This window comes from Pseudoalteromonas sp. S16_S37 (assembly GCF_014694405.1).
Taxonomy (GTDB): Bacteria; Pseudomonadota; Gammaproteobacteria; order Enterobacterales; family Alteromonadaceae; genus Pseudoalteromonas.
On sequence record NZ_JAAUWV010000005.1, the window covers coordinates 34,248 to 54,644 of the forward strand.

Sequence of the window (20,397 nt, forward strand, 5' to 3'; positions counted from 1 at the left end):
ACTTTCAAAAATTTCTGAAACATCCAATGGTAAATATTGATCTAGGACAGCTTTTTTATTTACGTAACTCTTATTATGAACCCAACAAAAAGATATACCTCGTATAGGTTCAGGAGATGACAATGAAAACACTTAGCACAGCATTACTATCAGCTTTACTCGTGGCAGCACCTTTTGCTCAAGCACAGTTTAGCGTAAACGTTGGTGCAATTAATGTTAATCCAAGCAATACAGCGTCTAACATTGAGCAAAACAAAGCGCTTGGACTAGTAGCAGATTCAGATACTCAGTTAGGCCTTACATTTGACTACCAGTACACAGATAACATTACATTTGAACTTATTGCAGCAACCCCTTTCTCTCACACAGTTAATGGTGCTGGCGGCTTGCAAGGTGCGGAAATAGCCAAAGTTAAGCATTTACCACCAACATTGATGGCGCAATATCACTTTTTCGGTGCAGATTCTGCGTTTCGCCCATTCGTAGGAGCTGGTCTGAACTACACGGTATTTTTTGATGAAGAAGCCACTCAGGCGCTGCGCACTACACTTGGTACAAATGATGTAAAAGTGGACTTAGACAGTTCATTTGGTATTGCTTTACAAGTTGGTTTTAACTACGACTTGAACGAAAAGTGGGGACTACACGCTATGATCTCTAAAATGGATATCAACACTGATGCAACCGTTTATGCTAATGGCGCGAAAGCTCTTACATCTGATGTTGAACTAGACCCTGTTGTTGCTATGTTCGGCGTTAAATACAAGTTCTAATTTTTAAATACAGTTACTTTACTCAGCCCTAAAGGCCGCTATCAGAGCGGCCTTTTATTATTGATTACTATTCTTTTTTTCTTCCAGCATAGCTTTCCAATGCTTAATTTCAGCAGGCAGCGCTGGTGTTTCACCATCAAAATTTGCCACCTTGAGCATCTCTTCAACACTCACAATCCCACCCTTTTTACGAAATACACCGCGTACATAGGCGATAGCGTGAAGTCCTCGTGCCGAGCGAAACTTCTGCTCAATGTAAAAGTACTTGTGATCCCAGCCAACCAAACGCGTGGTTACCGTAAATGACTCAAAAGGTTTTATATCTCTGATATAGGTAATAGCCGTTGCATTGACTATTGGAAACCAGCGCTTTTTCATTACAGCACTAAACAAACCAATGCGCTCTGTCATCCAAGTTCTTGCCAAGTCCATAAACGCTAAGTATCGAGAATTAGTTAGATGTAAATTAATATCACAGTCGCTTGGCAGTACTTTGAAGTCATAGGTAATAGGCTCTAAAAGTGTTTGATACTGCTTGTTCTTTTTTATTTTCCAAAATAACAATAGCAAACGAAAATACAGATTCATGACAATTGGTCCAACCAGTTTATAACTTCCTCAGAGTCTAACATAGAACACTTGATGAACAACAAATACTTGCCATCTAACTTGTGCTCAACTAGGCTTCAGATAAACTCTAACGAATTGATCACAATGAAGAACATGAATAACTTAATACTGCTTTTTAGTAGCTTTTGTCTGATTTTTTCAGCCGCTAGCTTGGCCGATTTCGACTTTTCTGGTGAGGGTAAGTTGCGCTATCCAACTGGCGTAGAAAAAGATTTTAAGTTTGGCTTTGGCTGGCAAGCAAGCACCAAGCAATTTCGTATTGGTGATAAAAGCTATGAGATGTCTGAGTTACCAGAGTCCTATTCAATTGCCATCACCCTAAGTAAAGAAGAAGATAAAGTATGGGTGCAAGAATTCAACAAAGGATTTATTGAAGGATTTGAATGGCAATTGGGCGACCATAAGATTTGGCTCAGAAAACAGGATTATAACGAGAATGTGATCGGCAATTATCTTCTAACATTCAATAAGATAGATTATTTTTTAGCCAGGCCAAACGTCAGTATTGAAGTATCATTTTCAGAAAACGGCATCGAGAACGTGAAACTTGATGGAGTGACAAGAGACATGAGCATTAAGAATTAATGTCATGTCTTTGTATTCTAGATTAAACTTTTACTGTTTTACGGTTAATACCGTATTCTCTTAGCTTGTTGGCAACCGCTGTGTGGCTAAGTCCCAAACGCTTAGCTAACTGTCTAGAGCTTGGATACGCCGGATAGAGCTTTCTCAACAAAGTGGCTTCAAAGCGCTTTACAGCCTGCTCTAAAGACCCTTCGAAATCTGATTCTAAATATCCTAAGTCATGCGTAAACGTTGGTAGTTGCATATGTTCAACTCGCAACTCCTGATCATCAAGTAAAGAGACTGCGCGATAGATTGAGTTTTCTAACTGACGAACATTACCGGGCCACGGATATTGCTCTAAAAACTCTAAACAGTCCTCAGACAGCTTTGGTGCAGGATGCCCGTTTTGTTGCGCATATTTTTGAATAAAGTGTTCCGATAAAGGGCCTATATCTGCTTTTCTATCCCGCAAAGGTGCAATTTCCAACGTTAATACGTTGATACGATAATATAGGTCTTCCCTAAAGCTTCCCTCTTGTACCATCGCAGGTAAGTCTTTTTGCGTTGCGGCAATAATGCGTACATTTACTTTAACTTCATTTTCATCACCTACCTTTCGAAAGGTGCCATCTTGTAAAAATCGCAGCAGCTTAGTTTGCAGCTGCCTAGACATTTCACCTACTTCGTCTAGAAATACAGTACCGCCATCAGCTTGTTCCAATACACCACGTTTTGGCGCCGTGCTTTCCTCATATCCGGCATATCCGAATAATTCAGACTCTGCAACATCATCAGGTAACGAAGCACAAGATAAAGCAATAAACGGTTTCAAAGAACGATTTGAAGCGTAATGGCAAGCTCTCGCTAATAGCTCTTTACCCGTTCCAGTTTCACCTGTGATCAAAATAGGCGCTTCAAGTTGCGCCATTTTTCTCGCTTCTCGAACAACTCGACGCATAGCCGTACTATGATTGTGAATGGTTGCGAAACTCTCCTGACCATAGCGACGAAATGCACTTACTTGCTGCCCTAATCGACTTTGAGATTTGATGTTGATCACCGCACCAGCTAGCACATCTCGCTCATTTCCTTGCGGCACTGAGATAGGCAAAATATCTGCAATATAGTCTTCCCCGCCAACTTCCACTCGGGTTGTTTGACCTAAGACTTCTTTACCTTCAAGCCAGCGCGTAAAATTAAACCCTTTTAGTAAATTATTGATATTTGCACCAATAATTTCAGACTCAGGCTGATTTAGGTCTTTGCTTGCAGCATCGTTGCAATGACGAACCCACCCTTTGGCATCTATCGATATCACCCCATCAGGCAAAGCACTTAACAGGGTATAAAGTTCATTATGTTCTCTCTCAGAAGGTAAGAACGCCGTGGTTCTAACGTCTTCAACGCCATCTATCAATCTGATTTCCGGCATTATTTTTTGAAATTGTTCAAATTCTATCGGTGGGAAACTGACGTACATTCGACAATTCACCGAATCAACTTCAATACCCTTTAAATCAACTTGATAACTAACCAATATGTTAAGTATTTCTTGGGCAATACCGATTCGGTCTGCACAATGAATTTCAAGACGCATTTGTTCCTCAAAAGGGGGTAGCACAACTTAGTAGGATCATACTCTAAGAATAGCTACTGGACTAGAATAATGTAAACTATTTTGCACAAATCAGCCGATTTAATCAGTAAAAATACTGTTTATTTGTAATCTCATAATGAATTAGGATTAATTTTTAAGAAAATAGCGCGTCCAATTTTCATATTTATCGACGCATCTAACGCTATCTTCTCAACGCATCAAAGAACTATTCAGAGCTAAAACAAACTTATTTGTTAGTACTTACATACACGGCATAACTTAATTTGGTGACATTTCTAAAAACTTATTTAAATACTTAGTTAGCACTATGATTTTTTTAACTTTTTATCCTACTCTTAATATCAAGCAAGAATAAATCACAGTCAAAATGTACGCACCTTTTGGCAACGAAATTACCTTTCGTACAATAATATTAAGCATGAGGTAGTGAGTGTCAGTCATACAGCAGCTCAAGTCCATTCAAAAAAGCGCCGCTTTTTGGTCTCTAATTGTGTTAGCTTCGCTCGTACTATTAGCCCAGTACGCTGGCATACTTCAGCCTCTCAATGCAGTGACGTACACCTTATTCAATCACTTTGATAACAATCAGCAAAGCAATATCGTGCTCGTTGAAAGCACTCAATTAAGTCACGAGCACACGCAATTGGTCACACAAATTTCTCACTATCACCCCAAGGCTATTGTGGTTTTTTCTAACGAGCAACTAGATAAACCTGCTGGGATAAATAATGTGTTTTACATTGGCTTTAATAACTCCCCTTGCCAAAAGCCAATTTCGACATGGCTTGGGGCTGATATCGTTTTTGAACCTAAAGGAATGCAATGTAATAGTTGGCTCAACGACCTATTCCAACCACCACTAACACAGCAGCTGATTGACTTCAGTTTACCTATTTCCAGTTTGCCAAAATTTACCAGTAAAAGAGTGTTATCTGATGACCTTTTTAGCACACAAATTAGCGATAAAATTATATTTATTAGCCAACAAACTAACAGCTACGGCCATAACTTAAATGCGCCTGGTCTAGATAGTTTAGCCAACCCTGTATACCTGTATGCCTACTTAGCGCATAGTCTAGATAAACAAACACTGGTGAGCTTAGTACCCAACTATGTTTGTATGCTTGCACAACTGGCTTTACTCTTTCTATTAGTTGCCTTTTATCAAAAATATACGCTTAGTTTTAATCTAAAGCTCGCCGTATTACTGAGTATAACTTGGCTGCTAATGAGTTATTTTGTAGTTCAGTATTTAAAACTCCTCATGCCCACCACCCAACTGCTACTCAGTACATGGCTGGCTTTGTTATGGGTTTTCTTTCACAGTAAATGGTCGGAAGAGCAAAATCTGTCACGGCTTGTTGATGATGTAGAGCAACGTATGTTTGGCCGCTACCTACCCAAGTCAATTATTGAAAATGCCTCCCCATGGGAAGCAATAATCAAATTGGTAAACCAACAACTTAGTCTCGAGAAAAGTATTTTTCTTGCACGTGTAGAAGGCGATCATAGATTACGAGAGATTCATGCCGTTAATTGCCAACTGAGCGATATATTAGAGTTACGCCGTGATTATGAGCGCGCACCTTACAGCGATGCCATAAAAGAGCTTGGTGTTGTTAAAGTGTCGCGTCCGTTTTTTAAAACACTCGGAACAAACGAGCTACAGTACATTACGCCTTTAATGTACGCCGGAGATATTCGCGGCTTTTGGGCTTTAACCATCATCCAAGACAAAAAATTCATCGAACAAGCCTTTAAACGCAATGTAAACCGATTTTCCAGCCAAATCGGTGAGCTGCTATACCACTTTAGAATGTACACAGCGCAGCAAAGTACAAACGAGCAAACGCTAACACGCGCTCTTACACTTAGATTGTCAGAGCCATTGAGTAAAAAGGTTTCTTCCTCAGTAGCTGCCATGGAGCAAAAGCTATCAACACTTGAGCACATCGCTGATAAGCAACATACAGCAAGCGTTGTATTTAATTTGTTCGGTCAAGTTATGCAGCTCAATAGCGCTTTTGAGCGGCTCGCGCAGCAACAAGCGTTACTGATATTCAATATGAATTCGCTAGACCTTTTAATGTCTGTCAGTGAGTTATCTATGAGCGAAGCGAAGGGTAAGTTGCGATATCTGACGCTCAATAAAAGCGAATTTAAATTATTGGTTGTGATGTCTGAGCGTCACTATGTTTTACGCGCATCGAGTATAGATAAAACGGCAAGTAGCAGCGAGTCTGACACCCCCTTTTCAATCTCGGGCATTTTGTTTGAATTTGTAGACATCACAGAGCTACTTAGCGGTTTGCAAATGCCACACATATTGCTCAATCAGCTCACAGATAACTTTGACCAATACCAAGATGACAGTTGGGATACGCCATAATGGACTGGGTGCTTCCTTTATTTCCCACAGGCAGTGGCCTTAGCCAATCTGTGATAACCACCGTTTGGGTTGGTATCGCAATTGTGTGTTTTTTTAATCTGAGATTTGGTTTTCCCTTAACGGGTCTTGTAGTACCTGGATACATAGTGCCGCTGTTAATCGTCAGCCCAACGTCAGCCGTCGTCATTTTTATTGAGGCCATTGTCGTATACTGGATTATGCGATTGAGCGCACAGCTGCTCATGGAAAAGTTTGGCTATGCAGAGATGTTTGGTCGAGATCGATTCTTTGCCATCATCTTAATTAGTATTTTAGTGCGCGTAGCCATGGATAGTATGCTGTGGCCAATGATTGCCAATGAACTCAGGTTGTGGGATATCAGTTTTGATTACGCTTCAGATCTGCACAGCTTAGGGCTGGTGATCATAGCCTTAGCTGCCAACGTGATGTGGAACCATGGTTTTAAATATGGGGTGAAGATCACTACTGTGCAACTACTATGTACTTATCTTATCGTGCGCTATGTACTTATGCCCTTTACCAATTTTAGTATTGCTAACTTGGCGATTATGTACGAAGCCGTTGCGGCCTCAATTGTCGCAGCGCCAAAGGCCTACATTATTTTAGTGCTCACGGCATTTATCGCGTCACGTGCAAATTTGCGTTATGGCTGGGAATTCAACGGAATTTTACTCCCAGCATTACTTGCCCTACAGTTGCTTCAACCCAGCAAATTATTAACATCGTTTATCGAAACCGCCGTTATTTTGCTCATCGGTGGCACGCTATTACACTTTACGCGACTCAAAAGCGCCAATTTGGAAGGGGCAAGGTTACTGCTATTTTTCTTTAATATTGGTTTTGCATACAAGCTAGCACTCAACTACGCGCTCGTGCACTTTTACCCCACCGTTAAAGTGACTGATACCTTTGCATTTGGCTATATGTTATCAACATTATTAGCACTGAAAATATATCAAAAAAGCGCACTGGGTCTTATTATTAGAGCTACATTTCAAACCTCCATTCTTGGCGGTGCGCTGGCCATTGTCATTGGCTTTTTGATTATGTTCTTACCAAGCTTGTTAGACGTAAAAAAAACGACTGACATAACCCAAGCGTCTAAACCTGTATCGATATCAGCACAACTAAGTGATTATAGAAGCGCACTATATACCGCCAGTCAGACACCATTCTCGATAGGTCAATATCAACATAACTTGAATATAAATCAGTTTAAAAGTGCCGTTAACTTGTTGGCTAACAACAGAGAAAACCTCAAAAAAATCAAACAAGCAACTGAGATATTTAATGAAATTGGTTTTGGATTACAACAAGGTAGTAATTATCTATACATTCAAGATTTGACTGAACACACGCCTCGAGGGCTATTTGTTTTAGCAAAAAATCCAACCGCTGCACATATAGTTACAGTGCCCTATCCAACCAGTGAAAGAAGGGCAAGTGACACCGCAGGCATGTTATTTGAATACTTACAAAGTAGTGCTCTGGCGATAGGAACGGCAAAAACATCGTTAGACAATACACTGAGTGTGCCACAAAGTGCTTATTACCAAGCGTTTATAGAGGCAATAAATTTGCCTGAAGTACTACAAATTAGAGAGCTTACCAAGCAAAGTAAAAAAACACTTCCTACGAGCTATACAGACAAAGCGTGCCAAGCCTGGGTTTTTAATCAACTTCCCGACTCGATTAGTCAAAATCAGCTACGGGATCTGCTGTCATGTGATGATTTTTCATTCGGTTTGGTGTTAGCAAGCAATCTACCATACCCAAACTACTCCTCTGATATGCTAGAAGTTTACATTAACAGCGAAAACTATATCCATTTGCTCGCGCAAATGTCACTAAAACAAAGTGGGGATAGGCTCCCTGTAGCACATCATCACCTGTCAGTCGTACAAGCAATCGATGATTATGCGCCACATATAAGTGCCAAAGGTAGTGGCTATTTTACCGAGTTATCACACAAAGATGCTGCCCTGTGGGAATTTGAAATACTCAGACCGCTGTTGCAAATATCGGATGAACTAGCGCAACATCCTTTGGATGTAAATATTGCTAACCAATTGGCCAATATCAATAAAATAGCGCATTTAAAAGGTTATCAGATTACGCGCATTAGTGATGCACAAAATGACTACTTGATGATTTCTCCTCGCCCTGAGCCTCGCTATTTTCAACTTGGTCAAGGCCTATATTTCATTCGCTTAGGACAAGCGAATCTAACCAATATTCAAGTCCCTCGGCCTCTTTTTGAAAGCCATACCTTAAAGTTTTCTGGCGCGTTGTATAGTTCAGCTCACTCTAAATCTCTGATGATAGCAGGCGCTCACCCGCTTGCCTCCCCAGCCGCTAATGTCATGAAACCAACCAATACAACGTCGTTATTCAATGTGTTTCATCAAAGCCTATTGCGTTACTACCAAGCACAACCCGTACTCAATTTACAAATTCGCAGTCATAGTGCGCCCTCGAAGGTGCGACCCACTGCAATATCTTTTATCAATACAACACCGAGTGACAGCCACAACAACTTACTTGCCCAGTTAGATAAGGCCTTAGTTGAACTTGGTGTAGACTATGAGATTGTGACTGGCCAACAAGCAACCCGCGGATTAGAAATAGGCTCATCGGCTCAAACTGGGTATGAAGTTTTTGCCGCTAATAGCGAATTAGCAGCACTGTGGTTAGCGTCTGATTACAAACAGCACTTTGCCACCTCAAGCAAAACCTTACGGCAGCGTTTAACCGCAATATCATCGAGCACATCAATACTGCAAATAAAAATGGGGGACATTGGAGCGAGTACTTGGCTGGATTTATCTACAATGCAGCGTGCTACGCTTAAAGAACTAACAGAGAACTATGCAAAAACACTGCATTTACCTTACCTTAGCAAGCTATGTGAAGCACAACCCAACTGCTACCTTGAGGCCGCTTACATTACAGATCTGAATGAATTTGCCCTACTCGTTAGGAAAAACGACTATCTCATGGCGATGTACTTACCAACCAGAAATACACTGGTAGACAAGCAAAACTATACCAGTAATACACCGGGGGATAACCATGTTTTACATTAGATGGTTCATCCTTTTGAGTGTAATAATGGCGCTTACCATCTTCTCTTTTACGCAAGTAAAACAGCTGGTTATTTGGTTAAACAGTGCAAAACCTTTACTAGAAAAACAAAGCTCTGAAACCCGCTCAAATGTACATTGGCTCACGCAGGATAAACCGCTAATTTATACTTTCACGGCATCTCAAACTGCCTCAATCAGAGTTTTGTCTAATGCCATTTTTAGTCAATCGGATTATCAGCAAACGGCTGACTATGCCACCGAATATACGCTGCTAGATGCTGACCAAGGTGTATTAAGCCAAGCTGTTTATCACCATACCTCTAAATTGGCACGTGATGAGCAACAGCAGCAAGTCAAGCAAATCATAGAAAATCGCCAAAGTTTAGCGGTATCTACAGGGCAGTCTTTTTATCTAAATCATAGCCAATTTAAAAATGCCACTGCAATTGCTTTTAGGTTGATCCCTGACAGCCCGGTACTACAAGGTGTGGTAATAAGGGTGCATAGCAAGGAAAAAACCAGTCCAACAGATATCTACAGCGCTTGGCTTAGATACCCCCTACCTTGGCGCGCACGTATTAGCAACTATCACACATTGGGGGCTAATGCTTTAAGCGAGCAAGAGATATTCAACGCAGTAAAATTTGATTGGCGAAAACTCGCGCCGCAAGGTGTACCCAACGTTGACTTTACAACCGACACACTATACGAAACGCTACCCTATAACATTCAAAGCTATGATTTTTCAGCTTCACAGCTCAGTTTAGACGGGTTTTTCACGGACCAAACTCTGTCAGCCTCCATCGATGTTGCGCAGCAGCAAGACATTTACTTTTCTACAACCGCTCCCGAAGCACTGACAATTAGATGGTATGACCATAATCAATGGCAGCCTGCGCAACAATTAACAGCCATAAAGACCAACACTACAAATCTGTACAAACTGCCTAATGTCCAAAGTGGAATGCTCACTATAAAATCGGATACAGCGGTGCTATCTCAATGGTTTTTAGCTGATAGGCAGCCCATTGATCCATTACATAGCCAGTATTATCAATTGAGCAATCAAGATATTGTCAGATACAGCGTCACATCAGATAGCCATCTTAAATTAGATGTGCGCGCTAAAGGACACACGCGGTTAAAGGTCAATATTTATGATCAACAAGACACCCTTATCAATAGTTACATTGCTGTTCTCGAGGCTCATAATTCCCAGTTTGATAGGGTCATAAACGAAGATACTCAACGCACAACCATTGCCGCTAGCAACCAATTATACCTGCATCGAGTACCACCAAATAGCGCCTATATAACCGTGCAAAGCGACAGCCCAATGGCCTTTAAACTTTATGTACGCAAAGCAACATACCACTATCAGGCTACGTTATGTGACACACCATGCGACGAACAACCCAGTGCTTTTTTTGACATTCCTCCATGGTACCTACAAAAAGCCGACAATGATTACGAACTGGCGTCACAAAACAAAACTGTCACAGTCAGACTATTCTCAGAGCCACCAGCTCAAGACGTTAAACAGACAGCTTATGTCAGCAGAGACTTATCACGTGATTTGGCCATTGCCAACACAGCTTTAATCAATTCGCCAAAGCCCTATTACTTACCAAAAGAAGTATTTAAAAATTATCATTATGCGCAAATTGATGTGCAACTAGCGCATAGCTTACTAAATCGTGAATCTCTCAATGCAGCAGAGTTAATTGTAAAATCGAGTCGCCCTCCATTGGTTTATGAGCTTGATATACAAGCGCCCACTAGTGCAACCAAAGCCGCGATACTCAGCAACGCACAACGATTATTTGCCAATGTTGGCGATAATCGACCTTGGACAAAGCAACGCCTGTATAAACTTGATGCCAACACAACATTGCACCTTAACTACCAAAAGGCCCCGTATAGTGTCGTGGTAAAAGCCTATGCCACTTCTCCCTTTGCAGCTGCAATTGAGTTATCGACTCAAATAAGCGGCCGATTCAGTGAACAACTAAATCAGACATACAGTTTTGAAAAAAAACGTACGCAGTTATACCCAAGCTCAACAACTCAGGCATTTATGCTTCACCCGAGTTTAGGTGAGTTGGTAACTTACCCAAGTATGACAATACCGCTTGGTTCAGATATTAGCGAACTTAATAGCTTGATATTAAAATCAAATAAAGACATATGGATAACTGTTATTGAAGAATTTGCAGAGCACGCACACACGCTCAATTGGTGGTTAAATGAAGATAATTAAGTTAATTTACATTACCGTTTTACTTGCTTGTTGGCCCAGTTATGCAAATGCGCAGCTGCCGTCAGTAGCAGCACTAAAAAGCTGGTTTGATAATCCACATGCGATAGCCCCATGGGTGTATAAAACCCATAACAACCAATACCGCTTAATTGCGCAAAGCAAAGCCTTAGGAGGAGGCCATCTTTGGTATCACCCTGACGCAGAACCTTGTGTTGTTTCTGTCCCGCACCAATTTTTTGACCAATATACGCTCACTATCAGCTCAGCAATTTTCGAGAATTTATGCCAAGTCATGGTAAGCAACTCCCATCATAGGCATAGCGACCAAGTTGATGGGCAAACGATGGATCTGTCTACCAGAGCAAGCAGCCTGCACCACAATGCAATTTTAGCCTATCAAGCACGCTATCCTCTGGCAAAAATATTCCAAATTCATGGTTCTAGTAAAAAAAAGCGTAACTCGCCTACCGGCAAAAATGCTGACTTTATTGTCAGCCAAGGAGCAATCAGCACCGCAGCGATACAGCAATTATCACAGTGTTTACGTCAAATTAGCTCGGCAAGTTACGACTATCCAAGGCAAATCAACGAACTTGGTGGTACAAAAAATGTAATGCATCAATTAGCACTCACCCCAGGCTCTTTTTTTCACATTGAAATTAGCCGTTCAATGCGTCTAAAACTGATAGAAAATAACCAGTTAATGGAACAGCTTACTTTATGCTTGCGCTACGCCTTATAACATTGCTACCGCTTTTATATATTTGTTCGGTATCAGCCTTAACACATAAACTGGCGAGCCCCTCGCAGTGGTTAGAACACAGCAATGGAGAAGTATTGCTGAGCCCTAGCTCGGGCGCAGTAACGTTACAAGCATATGAGCAAAAACAGCTATACCTCAGTGCCCACAGCACACTGACGTTAGCGCCATTTAACCCACAATCGATAAAACTATGGCAAGCGTTCACGTTGCATAGTCAGGTCAATATGTTGCCAAGCCAATTGCGCTGCGAGCAGCAAAGCTGTGAAGTGCTGGCTCATGCTGACAACCGCATTATCATCATTGAAAATCAAAGTGCCTCTGAGCAAGATTTAAAGCTGTGGCAGCATCAATATCAACCGCATCCAGATCCATATCAGAGCCAACTACCACTGCCATTAGATAAAGTGACTTTATATCACTCACATCAATATGAAGACTATTACCACTTGCCCGCAGGCCAACACATTTCTATCCCTATTCTGCAAGCCGCAAAACTGAAAATCTCGGTTAAAAACCATCTCGACGACGCTAATGAGCATAACAAAGTCTATGTATATGAAAATCAACAAGCGGTGAGCATATTGCCTTTGAGTAATATCCAAGCAACCGAGTATCAGCAGCAGAATGTCAGTATTACCCACAACGACTATATTGCAGTCAGTGAAAACAGCCTGCTTACGCTAAAAAGTTACGGTAATGCCTTAATTAAAATAGAGCATGCAGAGCGCGCATTTTTAGACCACGACAGCGGCGAAAAACAACAAGACTCACTGCAAAACCCGTATTGGACCAATAATTTAGACTTTTTACTTGATGATATTTACCGCCATCAAGGCAGACATGCTTTAGCCGCTAAACAACCACCAGTAACACCGCTAACTAGGAAACGCCACCAGCAACTTATTAACATGGTTACGCAACAACGCTTTTTGTTGCCACGCGCCACATCAAACAACCTAGTTTCAAATTACATATTAACACCTATCACACATGGACTGAGAGACGTAAATGGGCACATCTACCAAATGCATACAGAGCAAAGGCTGCATACCCACACGCTTAAAAACGAATTGCAATTTGATATAAGCGCAAACGCTACAACCGAGCCAATCGTCACTCTTTTTATTCAGGCAGCTGATGAAGGCAAGATGACAGCAACTTTAGGCGAGCAAATATTTACCATTTTATTTAGCGCAAGCGACAGCACACAGCGAATTGAGCTCAGTAATATTGATCGCTCAGATTCGCTGACGCTAACTTTGCCAAACGGACAACAGGCGGTTGAAGTGGCGGTGCAAATTCCTGAATTAGCATCTGTGGTGCATGATGAACTGCTTTATATGCAACCAAAAAAATTAGCAGACAAATCAAGAACCATAAGCGCACTACTACAAGGCCACTCTTCACAAATTGCCAAGGATTATATTGATTCATTACCTACTTTTAGTGCAAACAAGGCGGTTGAACTTCAGCAGACATACCATGAACAAGCTTTGTCATTGGCGCAAATAAAAGCGATAGTGGATACTAAGCCAAATGAAACATTAATCACCTTAAAGTTACTCACTGCCAGCTCATACGAAGATATCCGTTTCGCGGCTTGGAAAATGCGCATAGATGCTTTAGACAAACTAGACCAGCAAGCACATAGCCTGCGCTACTTAGAAGGATTACTAAAACAAGGCAATCCACAGTTAGCCAAATATTCGGCCAACGCATTACTCAAGCGTTATAAAGACACTAATTCTCAGTACAAATTGCAAGGACTGTGCGCGTATATGGCTGCGCTATTGAGCGAGTGTAATTCACTGATTCCCACGTTATATGAAGCGCAAAACAAGCGATATCTTGCGCTATGGCAGGGTCATGATAACCAACATTCTTTGTCATCCAACAAAGAATTGTACGGTGCACTGAACTACCAAGCGCTGAGCGATGACAAAGCAAGTGCGCCACCTGCTATCACATTCAGTCACTTTGGTTATGAGCAGCTCACTTCAGCAAGCACACAATATCAAGCGTTTAAGCTTAATCCCAGTCAATTACTCACCATCTCCACATCGCAAGATACAACACTACACATTAATGCCCGAGGTATCGCCAGCAATGAGACACAGCGTCAGACAAATTGGCTCACGCTAGTTGGTAACAAACAACAATACATACTGCCGATTTTTACTGATATTGCAGCAAACACCTTTAACAATGCTCAGCAAGCCCTGTCTGTCGCACAAAGTGGATATATTCATTTAAATGCAAATGAGTCGATCAGTATTAGTAGTGATAACGTAAGCTACATTAGGGTTTCGGAAGCGTCACAAAACCAACAAAGCGTCGCTGACAACGGAATAACACCATACCTCAGTCATCCCTCATTCAAAACAGTGCTCAGTGATAAAGCACAAAGTGGCAAAACTCTTTTAAATAACGCGCTCTATAGATTAGACACTCAAGCCATGAGTGATGAGGATTACATCGCTTTGTTTGGCCTTTTTAACAGCGACTCTTTAACACCTGATGAAGCCACTTTATTCAAGCGAATTAAGCAATTTGGTCATTGGCAGCTCATCGATGAATATACTGACTATCTGGGCACCCAATTGCTTGTGTTGCAAAGTCCCTTGCAATTAAGCCAAGCGGAGCAAATTACTAGGCACACCTCGCAAGTTGCCGAACTACCGGGCTTGCAGATACGTCCATACCAGTCGTTTACGCTCGATATAAGCCAATTTCAAGCACTAAAACATAAACTTCGTATTGCGTTTTCTCCTGCCGAATTGGGTGCAGATCAGAGCGCCAACATTACCCTGACATTCAATCAGCAACAGCGCGAATACACAGTGCAAAGCACAGCAACTATAGAGCACGTTTTTACAGACAAAGAAATTCAACAAGGCCTTGTAAGCGTGTCTTGGCAGCAGCCATTTGTATCTCAGATGGTTAGTGTGCAGCTTTTCGAACACAGCCAACAGCAATGGCAAAGCATACCGTTGACGCCAAAACTACGTTTTTATTTAGCCAATGAGCAGCAGCCTGTGCGAGTAAAATTAGAAAACGATGCTTTGATAAAAATTGAATATATAAAAGATGATAAACGTGAACAAGTAGAGCGCCTTTACCCTGCAGGTACTAACGCCCTATTCATTGAAAATGCACAGTTGCTGCATGCCTTTCGATGGCAGTTTAAGTCTCATAATCGAAAAGTGCCTGTTTTTACTCAAAACAAGCCCAAATACATAGCGGCTGAACAACAAAAACCACTATCCTTTACCAATGCTCAATTGCAAGGCCCCTCTCTTTATACCACGCCCAGCGCAATACATTATGAAGGCTTTGTTAATCACAGCCAGCTTTCGTCTAACGACTTCGATGAACAAATAAAACAGCAAAACGTAACAGATATCGGTGCATGGCTGCGATTTAAAACACAAAACAGCTGGTACAAATTCGGCGTTAGTAAACAACTCAATGATACTTACTACTCAATTTATCAGCTAAGTGGTCGTATTGATTGGTTGTCTGACGATAATGATTGGTTTGCCACTGCTGAGCTACAAGGCTATTGGCAGCCAAAATCAACCGCTCTTTCCAGTCGCGTATCAACCAAGTTAACGGCGACAGTGGGCCACAGATGGCAGCTTAACAATCAACATCGTCATCAATGGTGGTGGCAACCGCACTACTTTGACAGTAGCGCTCAATCTAGTGAACTGACTTTAGCCAAATTAAATCCTGATATATTAAGCCAATACAAAGACAATCATCGTCACGGCTGGCGCACAGGTTATCAATACTGGTATCAAAACCATGTTGATCAGCAACTGAGTGTCAGAGCGCAACTAGCCAGTAACCAAAATTGGCGAACGATTGACAATACACGCCTTACCTTTACAGCACGCCAGTTTTATCAAGGCCATATTTTTGAAGGGCAGCTTGTTGGCAGATATGCATTTAACGATGACCACCGGCGCCAGTCGCAATGGCAGTATTTATCCCGTTTAAAATGGCAAAAGCAATTTGCCATTAATCATAATTTAGCCGCTTCTCTTGCTCTGAGCTGGGAGCAAAATTGGCGTGACAACCAACATAGCATCGCGTTGCAACTGAGCATAGGCAATACGCTTGGTACAGGCTTTACGCCATTTAGCTACGCAGAGCAACCTTTCAAAACATTGTCAGAGCTTGAACTGATGCAGCAGGTGATTCATGAATAAACAGCAACTAAAAGAACATTTACAAGGCCTGCTATTTGCTAACACCGAACGGTTTTGGATAAACCTGTACCACCATAAATATCAGCAGCTGCTTGATGAGTTGAGTGAGTGGCCACTGCTGATGAATAAACCAGAAACAGAAGCTTTATCCCCTTGGTTGTTGTTGCATTCTATTAGCTTTATCCGCCACAAAATCGAGCAGCAGCAAGAAGAGATCTCCGAGCTGCGCAATGCATACCAGCTTTTTGTTACTCGATTATCAAAAAGTGAAGTTGATTATGAAAAGCAACAACATATTTTAAATTATGCTGAAACGCTCGGCGCCACAGATAAGCAGCTCAAAGCAGACAAAGCCGCTTTTGCTCGCTGGTTTGATGAAGGTGCTATGCGTGATAGATATCGCAGCAAGGTGGCAGAAATAGAGCAAAGTATTAAATTCTTAATTGCGCGATTAGGCACGCTGAGTAAAAGCTATCTGGCTATTAACCACACTCAGTTAGAGCAAACTTGGCGCGCCCTTGACTTACAACCTTTCTTTTTGAGCCTGTTAGAGCAAAATCAAACCGCCTTTATTCGCCATAGCATTATCCGCGCACTCGTTAATCAGGTTGCCCTTATTCAAGAGCATAACATTGACACCCAACTCAGTTCTGAGCTTATTGCGCGCTTAGTTGAATTATTAGATGACCAGCAAACACCTTATACCGCCATCATTGATATTCTTGAGATTTTAATTCACCAGCGCCCGACTTTTGTACGTGGCCACATGTGGGCAGCGTTATTTGCTGATGAACAGCAAATTGATAATAACCAATTGTTTATTCTAGCTGCACTGCCAAGGGTTATAACCCAACAACAGCATTTAACAGCAAAGGATATTACCTTATTAGAGCAGCTGTCACAGCATGACTACCCGCGAGTAAGGCAAGCACTCATAGAGCAAACCGCCAGACTCCCTGAAGAAATAGCCAGAACAATCATTTTAACCCGCTTTGCAAACGAGCAAGTTGACGCGGTGCGATTTACACTCATAAAACAACTTACTGCCGAGCGCTATTGCGAAGATTTATTCGCCTTCGAGCTTTGGCAGCAAACCCTATTCGGTCAATATACTTTACCAATCAAACGTATAGCACTAGAACAAAGTGCTAGGATCATGCTAAATATGCAGCTCAACCACGACTCAGAACACGCCGTGTATGAGCGCTTTATTAACGCGCTCAATACAGCGCTTATGCAAACAGAGTCAATTGCAATTAAACGCTATATCACTCGCACCAGAGAGCAGCTTACGAGTTTTTATAACCAAGCATTGATTGCTGATATCAATACGCAACTGAATCATGGCGATACGGTGGAGCTTTCGCAAAACCAAACGGATCAGCATACTTTGGGGCGCGCCTTAAGCTTTTTGGCTCAAAAACGCGTTGGCTTTAATGGCAAGCTATCTAGAGGCAAGTGGCATATTCGCGAAGGCTACAATATAGCAAGACGACTTTGGCGTGTAATTCATGAGTTGCGCCATAGCAGTACCGACAAACGCCAAGGGTTTAGTCACACAACAGCAAGAAAACCCAGTGCACAACTGCATGTTCCAAGCTGTAGTGTGGCAGAAATAAGCGAAACCAATGTCCCCGGAGAGCCGCTATATCATTTGCAAGAACACAGCGCCCGCGCCTATTTGCCGCTACTAGATTACATGCTATCAATATTGAGCCAAGACCAACTTGCAAGTCCGGTTTTTAGTTATTCGCCAGACGGCATTTTAGAGATAACTAAACCTGCGTCATTAACTCGCAGATTTTATGCCTACTGGTATATTAGCCTGCACTTTCAACAGCTAGACAATCTAAGAAAAGGTGGCCAGTTTGAGCAACAAAAATATCTTGATGAACTGGTAAAGCTTGGTTTTAAAATGCAATTTAAAGCTTATGGTAATGTGCTTAATTGTGCGTTTCCTGTTGAGCCGGGGATTGAGAGTCTATTCTCTCACTTGCGCCTTGCGCCAAGTGTTTTAGCAATTTGGTCGAGCTTTAAAGAATACGCTTACTCTGTTTATCAAAATACCCTCTCGCAACTGGTCTTTTTTGTGCTGAGCTTTAGCGCCTACTTTTGGGGCCGACATTTATATATCAGCCGTAAAATCATTCGCAATCGCCAAGCTATTGCTGTGAGTATAGGCGGCTGGGGCACACGCGGAAAATCAGGCACAGAGCGCTTAAAAGCGGCATTATTCAGTGCTTTAGCGCTTCGCTGCATAACCAAAACGACTGGCTGTGAAGCCATGATGATTTATTGCAAAATTTCTGGTGAGCAATATGAAGTCCCCATTTTTAGGCCTTTCAATAAAGCAACCATTTGGGAGCAAAGTGATGTTTTGGAATTTGCAAAATCCGTTAATGCTGATGTGTTCTTATGGGAGTGTATGGGGCTGACTCCTCGCTATGTAAAAATTTTACGCCGCTGGATGAAAGACAACTTTGTAACCATTACCAATGCTTACCCTGATCATGAAGACATTCTTGGCCCTAGCGGCGTTGATGTTGCCAGAGAAATGTCAGCGTTCGTTGGTGAAGACACTCAAGTATTTACCAGCGAACAAACTATGACTCCGGTTTTGGAAAGCGCAGCCAAAGAAAAAAACTCAACATTAATCCAAGTGCATTGGGGGGATGGTTTTCAAATTACGCCAGAAATAAGAGCGTTATACCCATATGATGAGCATCCAGACAACATCGCCCTCGTATGTAAAATGGCGCAATATATCGGTATAAATAAAGATTTTGTATTCAAGGCAACCGCTGAACGTATCGTGCCCGATATTGGTGTGCTCCAACACTTTTTTGCCGCGCAAGTTGGCGAACTGACACAATCTTTTGTCAACAGTATGTCTGCCAATGAGCGTTTGGCAACGATTGAGAATTGGCAGCGTTTAGAGCTTTTTAAAATGAGTGAACAACCGCATGTGCAAACTATAGCACTGATTAATAATCGTGAAGATAGAGTTGCGCGCTCGAAAGTGTTTGCCAATATTATGGCCGAAGACTTGTGTTTTGATTATATCGTGGTGGTCGGCACCAATGTTGGTGGTTTTGCCAGCTACCTCAAAGCAGCCGTAAAGCAACGGATTGAAAAAGCTATCGAAAATAACGACAAAACATCCATCCTCGATTTTATTACCCAAATAAAACTCAATGACGATATAGCGTCTTTGCTGGCTGCAATCAATGTCTCGTTACAAGCATGCCCTTTAACTGCGGCACAACTAAGCTCATATGAGGAGTTTAAGCAAGCGCTCAACAATAACCATGATTTATGTGAGCGCCAAAAGAGCATATTATTAAAACGTTACGCAAACTGGCAAAAAGGGCAAACAATCATCGCCATCGATGATTTAACTGCACATGCAAACAACATATTGCAAACTTGTCTAAGCCTACTCAATAGTAAAATAGTGCTCGTTGAAGATGCCCATATTAGCAGCAACGCCCTAACCCAAACAATTGCCCAATGTGGCTGTAAAAATCAGCATCAGCTGGTTGTTGGAATGCAAAATATTAAAGATGTTGGCATAAACTATGTGCAAAGCTGGCAGCAATGGCAAAAAACCAAAAAAGTCTGTGAGCAGTTACTTAACCCAAAAATCAATAGCACTGAATTTAGACAAGCCCTAAATTTGTTAGCACATCAGAGCAACTTTAATATTCTGGAAGTGAGCTTAATAAAGCAAACGGCCGATGCATTATTAAAAGTAACACATGCGCAAAGTGAGTTAAGCCAAGCAGAATTACAAATTTTACTCACTAAACTGGCAGACAGTAGCCCTGAAAAGCTCACTCACAAGACACAAAAAGCAGAAGGCCCAGTGAAACAATTTATCTATCAAGTCATTGAGTCTTTTTTAGAAGCAGGGGCCGCAGTTAAAAGAAAAAAACTGGCTCAGCAAGTTTATAAAGATATTGCCACACAACACATCACCATTGAACGTGCGACAGATGTACTTTCAAAACTAAGCCAAAGCCAAAAGTCAGGCTGGCTGATAGCAAGGAACAAAAAGCCCTAGCCAGAATGTGCTG

General features: G+C 41.7%; 10 protein-coding genes. 8 read left to right on the top strand and 2 right to left on the bottom strand.

Annotated features, from left to right (window positions below):
- The first annotated feature begins 122 nt into the window (after nt 1–122).
- Nucleotides 123–773, top strand: coding sequence for an OmpW/AlkL family protein (locus tag HC733_RS04185; protein ID WP_190363794.1), 651 nt, complete (start codon nt 123–125; stop codon nt 771–773).
- Nucleotides 774–830: 57 nt separating this feature from the next.
- Here HC733_RS04185 and HC733_RS04190 read toward each other — a convergent pair whose 3' ends face one another.
- The gene (locus tag HC733_RS04190; protein WP_190363795.1) at nt 831–1,361 is read right to left on the bottom strand and encodes a thioesterase family protein; all 531 of its coding nucleotides are present in this window, start codon (nt 1,359–1,361) and stop codon (nt 831–833) included.
- A 135-nt stretch (nt 1,362–1,496) separates the two neighbouring features.
- Here HC733_RS04190 and HC733_RS04195 point away from each other — a divergent pair, with 135 nt between their 5' ends.
- Entirely contained in the window at nt 1,497–1,988 is a 492-nt protein-coding gene (locus HC733_RS04195; protein ID WP_342365981.1) for a hypothetical protein, read from the top strand.
- 22 nt (nt 1,989–2,010) lie between these two features.
- Here the strand turns inward: HC733_RS04195 and tyrR are convergent, their stop codons facing one another.
- On the bottom strand, nt 2,011–3,567 hold the full coding sequence (gene tyrR, locus HC733_RS04200) for a transcriptional regulator TyrR (protein WP_190363797.1): 1,557 nt from the start codon (nt 3,565–3,567) through the stop codon (nt 2,011–2,013).
- A gap of 451 nt (nt 3,568–4,018) precedes the next feature.
- Here tyrR and HC733_RS04205 point away from each other — a divergent pair, with 451 nt between their 5' ends.
- The 6 genes from HC733_RS04205 to HC733_RS04230 are packed head-to-tail and all read left to right on the top strand — an operon-like array spanning nt 4,019 to nt 20,384.
- Nucleotides 4,019–5,977, top strand: a complete 1,959-nt coding sequence (locus tag HC733_RS04205) for a hypothetical protein (protein WP_238937431.1) — start codon at nt 4,019–4,021, stop codon at nt 5,975–5,977.
- Nucleotides 5,977–9,084 carry a poly-gamma-glutamate biosynthesis protein PgsC/CapC gene (locus HC733_RS04210; RefSeq protein WP_190363799.1) on the top strand — a complete coding sequence of 1,036 codons (3,108 nt, stop codon included), beginning with the start codon at nt 5,977–5,979 and terminating at the stop codon, nt 9,082–9,084. The genes HC733_RS04205 and HC733_RS04210 overlap by 1 nt, the downstream gene beginning before the upstream one ends.
- Nucleotides 9,085–9,109: 25 nt before the next feature.
- A complete protein-coding gene (locus HC733_RS04215) occupies nt 9,110–11,344 on the top strand; it encodes a hypothetical protein (RefSeq protein WP_190363800.1) in 2,235 nt (744 codons plus the stop codon).
- Nucleotides 11,331–12,086: a hypothetical protein gene (locus HC733_RS04220; protein ID WP_190363801.1), complete on the top strand. Its 756-nt coding sequence runs from the start codon at nt 11,331–11,333 to the stop codon at nt 12,084–12,086. Before HC733_RS04215 ends, HC733_RS04220 begins: the two co-directional genes overlap by 14 nt.
- Nucleotides 12,065–16,321, top strand: a complete 4,257-nt coding sequence (locus HC733_RS04225) for a hypothetical protein (protein WP_190363802.1) — start codon at nt 12,065–12,067, stop codon at nt 16,319–16,321. Before HC733_RS04220 ends, HC733_RS04225 begins: the two co-directional genes overlap by 22 nt.
- A complete protein-coding gene (locus HC733_RS04230) occupies nt 16,314–20,384 on the top strand; it encodes a poly-gamma-glutamate synthase PgsB (protein WP_190363803.1) in 4,071 nt (1,356 codons plus the stop codon). Before HC733_RS04225 ends, HC733_RS04230 begins: the two co-directional genes overlap by 8 nt.
- Nucleotides 20,385–20,397 lie beyond the last annotated feature (13 nt).

Excerpts from the sequence above, each read along its gene's own strand:
- HC733_RS04185 (WP_190363794.1), top strand. The coding sequence starts at position 123 with ATGAAAACACTTAGCACAGCATTACTATCAGCTTTACTCGTGGCAGCA.
- HC733_RS04215 (WP_190363800.1), top strand. The coding sequence starts at position 9,110 with ATGGCGCTTACCATCTTCTCTTTTACGCAAGTAAAACAGCTGGTTATT.
- HC733_RS04225 (WP_190363802.1), top strand. The coding sequence starts at position 12,065 with ATGCTTGCGCTACGCCTTATAACATTGCTACCGCTTTTATATATTTGT.
- HC733_RS04230 (WP_190363803.1), top strand. The coding sequence starts at position 16,314 with ATGAATAAACAGCAACTAAAAGAACATTTACAAGGCCTGCTATTTGCT.
- HC733_RS04195 (WP_342365981.1), top strand. The coding sequence starts at position 1,497 with ATGAATAACTTAATACTGCTTTTTAGTAGCTTTTGTCTGATTTTTTCA.
- HC733_RS04220 (WP_190363801.1), top strand. The coding sequence starts at position 11,331 with ATGAAGATAATTAAGTTAATTTACATTACCGTTTTACTTGCTTGTTGG.
- tyrR (WP_190363797.1), bottom strand. The coding sequence starts at position 3,567 with ATGCGTCTTGAAATTCATTGTGCAGACCGAATCGGTATTGCCCAAGAA.
- HC733_RS04210 (WP_190363799.1), top strand. The coding sequence starts at position 5,977 with ATGGACTGGGTGCTTCCTTTATTTCCCACAGGCAGTGGCCTTAGCCAA.
- HC733_RS04190 (WP_190363795.1), bottom strand. The coding sequence starts at position 1,361 with ATGAATCTGTATTTTCGTTTGCTATTGTTATTTTGGAAAATAAAAAAG.